The 12,377-nt window shown below is 67.6% G+C and carries 12 protein-coding genes and 2 pseudogenes; 12 read left to right on the plus strand and 2 right to left on the minus strand.

Features of this window, described 5'->3' with window-relative positions; all coding sequences use genetic code 11:
• The first annotated feature begins 49 nt into the window (after positions 1 to 49).
• On the plus strand, positions 50 to 811 hold the full coding sequence (tpiA, locus tag AC1U89_RS23075; protein ID WP_479901967.1) for a triose-phosphate isomerase: 762 nt from the start codon (positions 50 to 52) through the stop codon (positions 809 to 811).
• 11 nt (positions 812 to 822) lie between these two features.
• On the opposite strand, the gene AC1U89_RS23080 is transcribed toward tpiA, so the two are convergent.
• Together AC1U89_RS23080 and AC1U89_RS23085 are read right to left on the minus strand one after the other, a co-directional pair.
• Positions 823 to 1,104, minus strand: coding sequence for a hypothetical protein (locus AC1U89_RS23080; protein ID WP_479901968.1), 282 nt, complete (start codon positions 1,102 to 1,104; stop codon positions 823 to 825).
• Between the two features lie 1,072 nt (positions 1,105 to 2,176).
• A complete protein-coding gene (locus tag AC1U89_RS23085; RefSeq protein WP_479901969.1) occupies positions 2,177 to 2,695 on the minus strand; it encodes a GNAT family N-acetyltransferase in 519 nt (172 codons plus the stop codon).
• A 153-nt stretch (positions 2,696 to 2,848) separates the two neighbouring features.
• On the opposite strand from AC1U89_RS23085, the gene secG reads away from it, so the two are divergent.
• From secG to AC1U89_RS23140, 11 genes and pseudogenes are all read left to right on the plus strand, one after another.
• Positions 2,849 to 3,394: a preprotein translocase subunit SecG gene (secG, locus tag AC1U89_RS23090; protein WP_479901970.1), complete on the plus strand. Its 546-nt coding sequence runs from the start codon at positions 2,849 to 2,851 to the stop codon at positions 3,392 to 3,394.
• Positions 3,395 to 3,518: 124 nt separating this feature from the next.
• A complete protein-coding gene (locus tag AC1U89_RS23095) occupies positions 3,519 to 5,171 on the plus strand; it encodes a CTP synthase (RefSeq protein WP_479901971.1) in 1,653 nt (550 codons plus the stop codon).
• Between the two features lie 116 nt (positions 5,172 to 5,287).
• Entirely contained in the window at positions 5,288 to 5,470 is a 183-nt protein-coding gene (gene rpmF, locus AC1U89_RS23100) for a 50S ribosomal protein L32 (RefSeq protein ID WP_007671126.1), read from the plus strand.
• Between the two features lie 206 nt (positions 5,471 to 5,676).
• Positions 5,677 to 6,711: a retroviral-like aspartic protease family protein gene (locus tag AC1U89_RS23105; RefSeq protein WP_479901972.1), complete on the plus strand. Its 1,035-nt coding sequence runs from the start codon at positions 5,677 to 5,679 to the stop codon at positions 6,709 to 6,711.
• A 104-nt stretch (positions 6,712 to 6,815) separates the two neighbouring features.
• Complete coding sequence (gene eno / locus AC1U89_RS23110) at positions 6,816 to 8,096, plus strand: phosphopyruvate hydratase (RefSeq protein ID WP_479901973.1); 1,281 nt, start codon at positions 6,816 to 6,818, stop codon at positions 8,094 to 8,096.
• Between the two features lie 354 nt (positions 8,097 to 8,450).
• On the plus strand, positions 8,451 to 8,747 hold the full coding sequence (locus tag AC1U89_RS23115; protein ID WP_029917040.1) for an FtsB family cell division protein: 297 nt from the start codon (positions 8,451 to 8,453) through the stop codon (positions 8,745 to 8,747).
• A gap of 163 nt (positions 8,748 to 8,910) precedes the next feature.
• Complete coding sequence (pdhA, locus tag AC1U89_RS23120; protein WP_479901974.1) at positions 8,911 to 9,942, plus strand: pyruvate dehydrogenase (acetyl-transferring) E1 component subunit alpha; 1,032 nt, start codon at positions 8,911 to 8,913, stop codon at positions 9,940 to 9,942.
• Positions 9,939 to 11,303, plus strand: coding sequence for a pyruvate dehydrogenase complex E1 component subunit beta (locus tag AC1U89_RS23125; RefSeq protein ID WP_479901975.1), 1,365 nt, complete (start codon positions 9,939 to 9,941; stop codon positions 11,301 to 11,303). Before pdhA ends, AC1U89_RS23125 begins: the two co-directional genes overlap by 4 nt.
• A gap of 55 nt (positions 11,304 to 11,358) precedes the next feature.
• Positions 11,359 to 11,643: pseudogene (locus AC1U89_RS23130) on the plus strand (GFA family protein); the annotation flags it as partial.
• Positions 11,644 to 11,712: 69 nt separating this feature from the next.
• Positions 11,713 to 11,796 (plus strand): annotated as a pseudogene (locus AC1U89_RS23135) (aldehyde-activating protein); the annotation flags it as partial.
• 12 nt (positions 11,797 to 11,808) lie between these two features.
• Positions 11,809 to 12,377 (plus strand): biotin/lipoyl-containing protein (locus tag AC1U89_RS23140; RefSeq protein ID WP_479901976.1); only part of this gene is annotated, 569 nt, incomplete at its 3' end.

Here is a 12,377-nt window from a genome sequence, read left to right on the forward strand (position 1 = left end):
GCTCGACCGGTCTTGACTTCCACCTCGCCAAGGGTCCCAAACCGGGTCCATGACCCTTTCGCTGACGACGCCCCGGCCGCTGATCGCCGGAAATTGGAAGATGTTCGGGCTGGAGGCCTCGCTCGACGAGGCGCGCGCCGTAGCGGCGGCCCTGGCCGCCAAGCCGCCCGCCGCGCGGGTCGCCATCTGTCCGGCGGCCACCCTGCTGAGCCGGATGGCCGAGGCCATGGCGGGCGAGGCGGTGATCGTCGGCGGCCAGGACTGCCATCCGGCTTCGGCTGGCCCTCATACCGGCGACATCTCGGCGGCGATGCTGGCCGACGCGGGCGCGACTCTCGTGATTCTCGGCCACTCCGAACGCCGCGCCGCCTATAAGGAGAGCGACGCCCTGGTGTCGGCCAAGGTCGAGGCCGCCCTGGCCGCCGGGCTGGAGCCGATCGTCTGCTTCGGCGAGACCCTGGCCCAGCGCGACGCCGGCCAGGCCGAGGCGGTGGTCACGGGCATGGCCCGCGGGTCGCTGCCGGCCGCCCTGGCGGGCCAGGCCTTCGCCGTGGCCTATGAGCCGGTCTGGGCGATCGGCACCGGCCGCACCCCGACCCCCGACGACATCGAACACATCCACGAGGCCCTGCGGGCCGTGCTGGTCGAGCGGTTCGGCGAGCACGGCGCGACCGTGCCGATCCTCTACGGCGGCTCTGTGAAGCCCGATAACGCGCGGGAAATCCTGGCGGCGCCGGAGGTCGGCGGGGCCCTGGTCGGCGGCGCCTCGCTGAAGGCGGCCGACTTCCTGGCGATCATCGAGGCGGCCTAAGGTCCGCGCGCCTAGGGAACGAGCTGGGCGGCCATGGGCGGCGCGGGTCGGGGCGACCAGGCGCCGATCCGCCGGGCCACCTCGCTGGGGCCGGCGGCGTCCAGCGCCTCCTCGAAGGCGTCCAGCGCGCCCAGCAGCTCGTCTCCGAAGAAGGTCCCGGACCACTGGCCGCCCACATAGGCGGGGAGGCAGGCGTCCACGTCCCGCGCGGCCGCCTCGAGGTCCGGCGTCTTGTTGGCCAGCAGGGCGAGGTTCTGCAGGGTTACCCGGACCCGCTGGATCGCCAGCGCCACCGTTCCGGCGACATCTTCTGGAGAGGTTTCGACAGCGATTTTACGGACCGCCTTGAGATGATCAGAGATGTGTTTGGAACTCGACATAGTACAACTCCTAACGCCGGAGCCCAATATTCCGCCATCTCCCGATTTTTGAGATCGGGGAAAACCCTGGTCTCGGTCGCCGTTTTTCCCGCACCTTAGGTTGTGAAGCTAGCGTCGCCATATCGATTTTCGGTTGTTAGCGCTCCCACGGGTTGTGCTTGGGCGGCTGGGGACACGCACTCATGGCAAGGCGTCGACCGGTTTCGCACAGCGCCCAAGGTGAGTGCGTGTCCCCCAAGTCGTCCGCTGAGCTTCTAGTCTGGTCCTGAGGCGCGGTGGGCGAAGGAGGGGACACGCACTCACCCCACCGCCGTGGACTAGTTGGCAAAGGCCTTGCCGTGAGTGCGCGTCCCCGGCTGAGCGACTTATCCTCGGCGGATAGCGGATGAAGTTCGGCGATTTCAACCCCCTGAACTTTCTCGACCGAACTTATCCTCGCCCTTCCCGGCGCCCGCATCCTGATCTCACCTGAAAGCATGGGAAGGGCGTCCGGCCGGCGACCGAACGGCTTTCGGGGGTGGACGAGCGGGAAGCGCTCGCCGGTGGTCTTGGGTGACGCCTCGGGCGTCCTGGGCAGGTTTCCCTGAAACATCGGGACGAAACCCAGGCGGCGAGGGATCGGCGGACGCGGCAGGCCTGGGCTGAAATCGCCCAGGCGGTCCGGGGTGCAGCCAGCGCCCCGCCCGTCGGGGGCCTCCATCGGAGCGGGTTAAAAATCCGCGATCCGAAGGCTTCCGGATAACGGCTCCACGCGAAGCGCTCTGACTTCGTCGAAACGGTATTCACATCAAAGCTTCTCCGGGCGAGGCCCGGGCGCTTCGCACCCTTCCCATCACCCGCCGGGTTCCCCGGCCGGGGACATGCGCTCGCGCGTGTCCCCATCGCTCGCGCGTGTCCCCATCGGCATCACGGAGCCAAGACTTGGGGACACGCCCAAGGGCATGTCCCCGGCCGCGAGCGTGCGGGGGCCGTCTCAAGGAAACCCCTAGAACAACAACCCATAAAGCCGGCAATCCCGCCGCTCGCCGTCGCGGTCGACATGGCCTTTCAGATAGCCTTCCTGCTCGAAGCCCAGCTTCTCCAGCACCTTCTCGGCCCGGCTGTCGCCGACATGGGTGCGGGCGATCATCCGCTTCAGGCCCAGGGACGAGGCGCAGTGGGCCAGCAGGGMGGCGGCGGCCTCGGTGGCGTAGCCCTGGCCCCAGGCGTCGCGGGTGATGATGAAGCCCAGCTCGCCGCGGTGGTGCCGCCAATCCAGGTCGACCAGCTCGCAATAGCCCAGGAACCAGTCGCTCTTGGCGTGGCGGATCGCCCAGTACAGCGCCCGGCGGTCCGCCATCTCGGCCACCTGGGCGGCGACCGTGGCGGCGACCTCGTCGGGGTCCTCGACGGCGGCGCGGTCCCAGTGGGCCATCACCTCCGGATCGCTCATGAACGGGTAGACGAGGGGGGCGTCCTCAACGGTCAGAGGCGTCAGCCTGAGGCGTTCGGTCTCGAGGATCATGCGACGGAAAGGACCTGATACGGACGTGGGGAATGGTCTTGAGTGCGGACGGTTCGTCCCCAGCTATGGCGCGGGCCCGCCGCAAGTGATAGAGGGGCCGCTTCGTTTTTCGCGACGGAAGTCCCCGTCGCCCGGATCGAGATCGATTTAGACATGCTCATCGGCGTTCTGCTGGCCATCAACATCATCGTTTGCATCGCCCTGATCGGCGTGGTGCTGATGCAGCGCTCCGAAGGGGGCGCCCTAGGCATGGGCGGCGGCGGCGGCGGTTTCATGACCGCCCGCGGCGCCGGCGACCTGCTGACCCGCACGACCTGGATCCTGTTCTCGATCTTCCTGATCATCAGCATCGTGCTGACCGTCCTTACGGGCCGCATGGGCGCCGGCAACTCGGTGGTCGACCGCCTGAAGCTGGACGGCCTGGACAGCAAGACCCTGAACGCCGCGCCGCTGCCGGCCGGTCCGACCGCCCCGGCCCCGACCACGACCGTCCCGGTTCCCTCGGCTCCGGCCGCCGCCGGTCCCGCCGCGATCCAGGCCCCGGCGCCGCAGATCAGCGCCCCGGTCCCGACCGTCTCGGCGCCCGCTCCGGCGGCCAAGGCTCCGGCCGCCAAGGCGCCCGCCGCCAAAGCTCCGGCCGCCGCGCCGGTCCCGGTGATCGACGCCCCGGCTCCGGCCACGCAGAAGCCGGCCCAGTAAGGGCCGTCGACGGTTCTACTGTTGATGCCGAGCCGCCCCTTTCGGGAGGGGCGGCGCATTCTTTCTGTGAATGAACCTCGGTCTTTTCCCCGGTGACGACGAATCACGGCTAATCTGATCGCCCATGACCCGGTACATCTTCATCACCGGCGGCGTGGTTTCCTCATTGGGAAAAGGCCTCGCCTCCGCAGCGCTCGGAGCGCTTCTGCAGGCGCGCGGCTACAAGGTCCGCCTTCGTAAGCTCGACCCCTATCTCAACGTCGATCCGGGCACGATGTCCCCGTATCAGCACGGCGAGGTCTTCGTGACCGACGACGGGGCCGAGACCGACCTGGACCTGGGCCACTACGAGCGCTTMACCGGCGTGTCGGCCACCAAGGCCGACAACATCACCACCGGCCAGATCTATAAGACGATCATCGAGAAGGAACGCCGCGGCGACTACCTCGGCGCGACCGTCCAGGTGATCCCGCACGTCACCAACGAGATCAAGGACTTCGTCCTGTCGCCGGCAATGGACGAGAGCGGCGATAAGCCGGTCGACTTCGTGCTGGTCGAGATCGGCGGCACCGTCGGCGACATCGAGGGCCTGCCGTTCTTCGAGGCCATCCGTCAGCTGCGCCAGGACTTGCCGCGCGGCCAGAGCTGCTACGTGCACCTGACCCTGCTGCCGTTCATCAAGACGGCCGGCGAGATGAAGACCAAGCCGACCCAGCACTCGGTCAAGGAACTGCGCTCGATCGGCATCCAGCCGGACATCCTGCTCTGCCGCTGCGAGCAGGAGATCCCGGTCGAGGAAAAGCGCAAGATCGCCCAGTTCTGCAACGTGCGCCCCAGCGCCGTGATCCAGGCGATGGACAGCTCGTCGATCTACGCGGTGCCGATCGACTATCACAAGGAAGGCCTGGACGCCGAGGTGCTGGACGTGTTCGGCATGAGCGACGCGCCCAAGCCGGACCTGTCGCGCTGGGAGGCGATCGACCAGACCGTCAACCACCCCGACGGCGAAGTGACCATCGCCGTGGTCGGCAAGTACACCGTCCTGAAGGACGCCTATAAGTCCCTCATCGAGGCCCTGCACCACGGCGGCCTGGCCAACAAGGTCAAGGTCAACCTGGACTGGGTGGAGAGCGAGACCTTCGAGGGCGACGAGGGGGCGGCAGCCGCGCGGCTCGAGAACGCCCACGCCATCATGGTGCCCGGCGGCTTCGGCGAGCGGGGCGCGGAGGGCAAGATCCGCGCCGCCCAGTTCGCCCGCGAACGCAAGGTGCCGTACTTCGGCATCTGCTTCGGCATGCAGATGGCAGTCATCGAGACCCTGCGCAACGTGGCCGGCATCAAGGACGCCTCGTCCAGCGAGTTCGGCCCCACCGAGCGTCCGGTGGTCGGCATCATGACCGAGTGGATCAAGGGTAACGAGACCGTCCAGCGGCGCAGCAACGACGACCTAGGCGGCACCATGCGCCTGGGGGCCTACGAGGCCGTCCTGACGTCCGGTAGCAAGGTCGCCGAAATCTACGGGACCACTGACATCAGCGAGCGCCACCGCCACCGCTACGAGGTCAACATCGGCTACGCCCACCTGATGGAGGACGCCGGCCTGAAGCTGACCGGCCGTTCGCCCAACGGCGTGCTGCCCGAAATCGTCGAGCGCGACGACCATCCGTGGTTCATCGGGGTGCAATACCACCCCGAACTGAAGAGCCGTCCGTTCGCCCCGCACCCCCTGTTCGCCAGCTTTATCGCGGCGGCGAAAGAGCAGGGACGACTCGTCTAACAAGCGCGGTTGCATCTCCGAAGAGATTCGGGCATAAGCGCGCCCTCACGCGGCGGCCTGGGTCTTTCCCGAGTCGCCGCTTCCGATTTTCACGCTCAGCGAGCAGAGTCACTTCGATGGCCGTTCCTAAAAGAAAAACTTCGCCTTCTCGCCGGAACATGCGCCGGTCGCACCACGCCCTGGGCGCCAATTCCTTCGTCGAGGACAAGGACTCGGGCGAACTGCGCCGTCCGCACCACGTCGATCTGAAGACCGGCCTGTACAACGGCAAGCAGATCCTGACCCCGAAGGAAGACTAGTCCTTCCGGTCGGCCTCGACCCGGTGTGACAACCGGGCCGGGCGACAAGACGAAGCCTGAAAGGCGGCGGTCTCCGGACCGCCGCCTTTTCGCTTTTCGGCGCAGCTTTCCCCAAGTGGCGCGGCGGTTCCCATGCTTGGCTGGATGCGGATTTCGACAACGCTGTCGAAATAACCGTGTTATCTTGACGGCAGGGAGATTCACCCATGCTCACACGCCGAAACATCGCGGCGGGACTGGGATTGTCGCTGATGGCCGAGCAGGCCTGGGCTCGATCCTCGACGCCCGCGTCCCTCCTGCAGCCGGCCTCGCTGCAAACAGCGCCGACGCCGACGCCGACGCCGACCGCGCCGTCCACCGGCGTGACGCCCCCGGCCGAGGAGGCGCCGCCGATCTTCCTCGACACGGCCCTGGACGCCATCGACCGCATGACGGTCGAGGTCTTCATCAACGGGCAGGGGCCCTTCGCCTTCGTCGTCGACACGGGGGCCGACCGCAGCGCGCTGTCGACGACCCTGGCGGCGAAACTGGGGCTGGAGCGCGGGCCCGACGTGATGCTGCACGGGGTGGGCGGCTCGGCCCTGACCCCCACGGCCAAGGTGCCGCTGATGGTGGCCGGCGATTCCCGCATGCACAACGCCGAGCTGCCGGTGCTGACGCCCGAACGCCTGGGCGTGGACGGCCTGCTGGGCGTCGACATGCTGGACGACCGCAACGTCATCATGGATTTCCGCCGCAAGCGGCTGGAGGTGCGTCGCAGCACCTCGATGAGCGCCGCCTATCCCGGCGTGCGGGAGGTGTCGGTGGTCGCCGACGCCCGCTTCGGCCGGCTGGCGGTGGCCAACGCCAGGGTCAGCGGCGTGCGCTGCGTGGCCTTCATCGACTCCGGCTCCGGCGCCAGCATGGGCAACATGGCCCTGGCCGAGGCGATTAAGCTGCGGGTGCGCCGCAAGCCCGAACCGTCCATGGCCATCCGCCTGGTCGGCGCGGCCGGCGAGGCGACCGTGGGCGAACTGCGCGTCGTCCGCTCGATCGAGATGGGCGCCCTGCGGATGACCAACTTGCCGCTGGTGCTGGCCGACCTGCACATCTTCGACGTCTGGAACCTCAACAGCCGTCCCGCCGTACTGCTGGGGGTCGACGTGCTGAAGATGTTCGCCCGGGTCGAGCTGGACTTCGGGTCCGACCGGGTGAAGTTCCGCCTCGGCAAGGGCTGGACGCCGCCGATCCTGGAGGCCTGACCCGAACATCCGTTCCGACGATCTGACCCGCGATCCGGCGAGCGCTGGTTGCGGTTCGCGGCCCACGCCGCTAAGGGGAGGCGCCTTTTGAAAGGGGAGCTCCCATGACCGAGATCGTCGACATCATCGCCCGCGAAATCCTGGACAGCCGCGGCAATCCGACGGTCGAGGTCGACGTCGTCCTGGAAGACGGCGCTTTCGGCCGCGCCGCCGTGCCGTCGGGCGCCTCGACGGGCGCCCACGAAGCCGTCGAGAAGCGTGACGGCGACAAGGGCCGCTACGGCGGCAAGGGCGTGAAGGCGGCGGTGGACGCGGTCAACGGCGAACTGTTCGACGCGCTGTCGGGCGTTGACGCGGAGGACCAGCGCCGCATCGACAACCTGATGATCGAGTTGGACGGCACGCCCAACAAGAGCCGCCTGGGCGCCAACGCCATCCTCGGCGTCTCGCTGGCCACCGCCAAGGCCGCCGCCGAGTCGGCCGGCCTGCCGCTCTACAAGTACGTCGGCGGCGTCTCGGCCCGCGTCCTGCCCGTGCCGATGATGAACATCATCAACGGCGGCGCCCACGCCGACAACCCGATCGACATCCAGGAATTCATGATCCTGCCGACCGGCGCCCCGACCTTCGCCGAGGCCCTGCGGATGGGCGCGGAGATCTTCCACGGCCTGAAGAAGGCCCTGAAGGACGCCGGCCACAACACCAACGTCGGCGACGAGGGCGGCTTCGCCCCGAACCTCGGCTCGGCCGAAGACGCCCTGGCCTTTATCGTCAAGGMGGGTGAAGCCGCCGGCTACAAGTCGGGCGAGGATTTCGTCCTGGGCCTGGACGTCGCCGCCACCGAGTTCTTCAAGAACGGCAAGTACGAGCTGGAAGGCGAGGGCAAGAGCCTCGACCCGGCCCAGATGGTCGACTACCTGGCCAACCTGGCCAACAAGTTCCCGATCCTGTCGATCGAAGACGGCATGTCGGAAGACGACTTCGAAGGCTGGAAGCTGCTGACCGACACCCTGGGCAAGAAGGTCCAGCTGGTCGGCGACGACCTGTTCGTCACCAACCCCAAGCGCCTGCAACTGGGTCTGGACAAGGGCCTGGCCAACTCGATCCTGATCAAGGTCAACCAGATCGGCACCCTGTCGGAGACCATCGACGCCGTCGACCTGGCCCACCGCAACGCCTACACCAGCGTGATGAGCCACCGCTCGGGCGAGACCGAGGACAGCACGATCGCCGACCTGGCCGTGGCCCTGAACTGCGGTCAGATCAAGACCGGCTCGCTGGCCCGTTCGGACCGGCTGGCCAAGTACAACCAGCTGCTGCGCATCGAGGAAGCCCTCGACGACCAGGCCGTCTACGCCGGTCGCGCGGTGCTCAAGGGGCGCTAGTTTCAAGGCTCCCGGACAACGAAAGGCGGCGCTTCAAGCGCCGCCTTTTTCGTTTCGGATGTTACGATTCTCGCCTCCGGAGGTCCGGACGCCCGTTTTCGAGGCGCCGGGCGCCAAAATTCACCAACAATTTTTCTAAAGGCAAAAACGGCGGCTCGCCGCACCGCCGCAAAAAATGCCGCCAAACGGCCGTTCAGATGCTGCGACGCGGTATCTAGATGCCCTTGAAACCATCTCAAATGAAAGCGTTAGGGAGCTGCTTTCGACATCTTGTMCCGACCTTCGCAAACCCCCCGTTTAGTAAGGCGTTAAGCATGATCGGGCAGGGTAAACTTCCCCTCCTGGGAATCGCTGATGTTCGCCCGACTGCAACCCTTCCTGCCGACCGCGGCGCTCCTTCTGCTGATCACTTACTTCGTGTTTCACGCCCTGACGGGCGAACGCGGCCTGTTGTCGACGTCGCAGCGCAACGCAGATCTCGCCGCCAAGACGCTGGAGTTGAAGAAGATCCGCGCCGAAAGGATGGACCTGGAGGCCCGTGCTCGTCTATTACGCAGCGGCAGTTTGTCGGCGGACCTTCTGGAAGAACGCGCGCGTTCGCTCCTGGGATACGCCGACCCCAAGGACTATGTGATCCGCACCCCGCGCTGAGCGTTTGGTACGGGAACCGGTCCCGCGGCTCTGCCGACGGATCAGGTGAGCCTGGCCCGTTTCGGGTTTGACAACGGGCGCCCATCTAACGCGGAACCGAAGGTTCATTCGGCGGTGGGCGTTCAGGAGTAGGCCGCGATGAAGATTGGCCAGGGAGAGTTGAATGGCGCGTACGCGCAAGGGTGAAGCCCCCGCGGGGAAGGGTGATGCCACCGGTGTCAATACCTTCGTCGGCAAGGACGAGCTTCTGAAATTCTACCAGGACATGCTGCTGATCCGCCGCTTCGAGGAGCGCGCCGGCCAGCTGTACGGCATGGGCCTGATCGGCGGCTTCTGCCACCTCTACATCGGTCAGGAAGCCATCGCGGTCGGCATGCAGTCGATCAAGGTCAAGGGCGACCAGATCATCACCGGCTACCGCGACCACGGCCACATGCTGGCCGCGGGCATGGACCCGAACGAAGTCATGGCCGAGCTGACCGGCCGCGCGGGCGGTTCGTCGCGCGGCAAGGGCGGTTCGATGCACATGTTCGACATCGAGACCGGCTTCTACGGCGGCCACGGCATCGTCGGCGCCCAGGTGTCGCTCGGCACCGGCCTGGCGCTGAACAACCATTACCGGGGCAACGGCAACGTCGCCTTCGCCTATTTCGGCGACGGCGCGGCCAACCAGGGCCAAGTCTACGAGAGCTTCAACATGGCCCAGCTGTGGAAGCTGCCGGTCGTGTACGTGATCGAGAACAACCAGTACGCCATGGGCACCAGCGTCGAGCGTTCGGCGTCGGAGACCGCCTTCCACAAGCGCGGCACCTCGTTCCGGATCCCGGGCGAGGAAGTCGACGGCATGGACGTGATCGCGGTGGCCGAGGCCGGCGCCCGCGCCGCCGAGCACGCCCGCAGCGGCCAGGGCCCGTTCATCMTCGAGATGAAGACCTATCGCTATCGCGGCCACTCGATGTCCGACCCGGCCAAGTACCGGACGAAGGACGAGGTCGACAACGTCAAGCAGACCCGCGACCCGATCGACCACCTGAAGGAGCGCCTGGCCAAGGCCGGCGTCACCGAGGACGACCTGAAGGTCGTCGACGCCGAGGTGAAGCGCATCGTGGCCGAGGCGGCCGAATTCGCCCGCACCAGCCCCGAGCCCGATCCTTCCGAACTGTACACCGACGTATACCTGGAGGCCGCCCAGTGACGGACATCCTGATGCCCGCCCTGTCCCCGACGATGGAAGAGGGGACCCTGGCCAAGTGGCTGGTCAAGGAAGGCGACACCATCAAGGCCGGCGACGTCATCGCCGAGATCGAGACCGACAAGGCGACGATGGAAGTCGAAGCCGTGGACGAAGGCGTGATCGAAGCCATCCTGGTTCCGGCCGGCTCGGAGAACGTCAAGGTCAACACCTTGATCGCCAAGCTGAAGGGCGAGGGCGAAGCCGCTTCGCCGGCCCCGGCCCCCGCCGCCGCTCCGGCCGCTGAAGCCGCTCCGGCTCCGACCGCCGCCGCGGCTCCGGCCGCCGCGCCGATCTCGGCCGCCTCGACCTTCGCCGATCCGGAAATCCCGGAAGGCACGCCGCTGAAGAAGATCACGGTCCGCGACGCCCTGCGCGACGCCATGGCCGAAGAGATGCGCCGCGACGACAAGGTCTTCCTGATGGGCGAGGAAGTCGCCCAGTACCAGGGCGCCTACAAGGTCAGCCGCGACCTGCTGCAGGAGTTCGGCGACAAGCGCGTCATCGACACCCCGATCACCGAGCATGGCTTCGCCGGCCTCGGCGTCGGCGCGGCGATGGCCGGCCTGAAGCCGATCGTCGAGTTCATGACCTGGAACTTCGCCATGCAGGCGATCGACCAGATCATCAACTCGGCCGCCAAGACGCTCTACATGTCGGGCGGCCAGATCAAGTCGTCGATCGTGTTCCGCGGCCCCAACGGCGCGGCCTCGCGGGTCGGCGCCCAGCACAGCCAGGACTATGCGGCCTGGTACGGCAACATCCCCGGCCTGAAGGTCATCGCGCCGTACGACGCGGCCGACGCCAAGGGCCTGATGAAGGCCGCCATCCGCGACCCGAACCCGATCGTCTTCCTCGAACACGAGATGATGTACGGCCACGAGTTCGACATCCCGGACGTCGAGGACTGGGTCGTGCCGATCGGCAAGGCCAAGGTCCGTCGCGAAGGCTCGGACGTCACCCTGGTGGCCTACAGCCGCATGGTGGGCTTCGCCCTGCAGGCGGCCGAGGAACTGGCCAAGGAAGGCATTTCGGCGGAGGTCGTCGACCTGCGCACGATCCGTCCGCTGGACCACGACACCATCCTGGAAAGCGTCAAGAAGACCAACCGCCTGGTCACGGTCGAGGAAGGCTGGGGCCCGATGGGCGTCGGCGCCGAGATCGTCGCCCGGATCACCGAGTTCGGCTTCGACTACCTGGACGCCCCGCCGCTGCGGGTGCACCAAGAAGACGTGCCGCTGCCCTATGCGGCGAACCTGGAAGCCCTGTCGCTGCCTTCGGTCCCCAAGATCGTCAAGGCGGCCAAGGCGGTCTGCTACCGGTGATCGCCCGGCCCGCTCCTCTAGGCTCTGGCCTGTGCGAGCGGGCAGGGAGGCCCTCATGACCCAGACCCTGAACGGCTCCTGCCACTGCGGCGCGGTGCATGTGCAACTGGACCCCGGCAAGCCGGTGGACCAGCTGCCGTTGCGGGCCTGCCAATGCTCGTTCTGCCGTCGGCAGGGCGGACGCACGACCAGCGATCCGGCCAGCCGGCTGCACATCACCGCCGCCCCGGGGGCGCTGATGCGCTACCGGTTCGGGCGGCGGGCGGTGGATTTCCTGATCTGCCGCGAGTGCGCCTGCTATGTGGCGGCGATGATCGAGGACGAGGGCCAGGCCTACGCCACCCTCAACGTCGTGGGGACCGACCTGCCGGGTTTCGCCGATCGCGAGCCCGAACGGCTGGACTATCACGACGAAACGGACGAACAACGCCTTGCCCGTCGCAAGGCCAAATGGACGCCGACCACCTTGGTCGAAGCCGTCCCGAACGCTTGAGGAAGAAGCTCAATGTCGATCGACATCCTGATGCCCGCCCTGTCGCCCACCATGGAGGAGGGGACCCTCGCCAAGTGGCACGTCAAGGTCGGCGACACCGTCAAGGCCGGCGACGTGATCGCCGAGATCGAGACCGACAAGGCGACGATGGAAGTCGAAGCCGTCGATGAAGGCGTGGTCGAGGCCATCCTGGTCGACGCCGGCACCGAGAACGTCAAGGTCAACGCCCTGATCGCCAAGCTGGCGGGCGAGGGCGAAAGCCCCGCGCCGCCGCCGACTAAGGCCGCGCCCTCTGCTGAAGCGCCGAAGGCCGCGCCGGCTCCCGCCGCGCCTGTCCAGGCCGCCGGCGAGACCGCCGCTCCCGCCAAGCCCGCTCCGGCCGCCGCGTCCACCGGCGACCGCGTCTTCGCCTCGCCCCTGGCCCGCCGCCTGGCCTCGGCCGCGAACCTGGACTTGAAGTCGATCGCCGGCACCGGCCCGCACGGCCGCGTGGTCAAGGCCGACGTCGAGGCCGCGACCAAGGGCGGCGCGCCCGCCGCCAAGGCCGCTCCGGCCGCCGCGCCCGCCGCCGGGGCTCCGGC

This window comes from Caulobacter sp. 05T431 (genome assembly GCF_056665975.1).

Coding starts and splice junctions, on each gene's coding strand:
- AC1U89_RS23115 (WP_029917040.1), top strand. CDS start 8,451: ATGTTCGCCCGACTGCAACCCTTCCTGCCGACCGCGGCGCTCCTTCTG.
- rpmF (WP_007671126.1), top strand. CDS start 5,288: ATGGCCGTTCCTAAAAGAAAAACTTCGCCTTCTCGCCGGAACATGCGC.
- AC1U89_RS23105 (WP_479901972.1), top strand. CDS start 5,677: ATGCTCACACGCCGAAACATCGCGGCGGGACTGGGATTGTCGCTGATG.
- tpiA (WP_479901967.1), top strand. CDS start 50: ATGACCCTTTCGCTGACGACGCCCCGGCCGCTGATCGCCGGAAATTGG.
- secG (WP_479901970.1), top strand. CDS start 2,849: ATGCTCATCGGCGTTCTGCTGGCCATCAACATCATCGTTTGCATCGCC.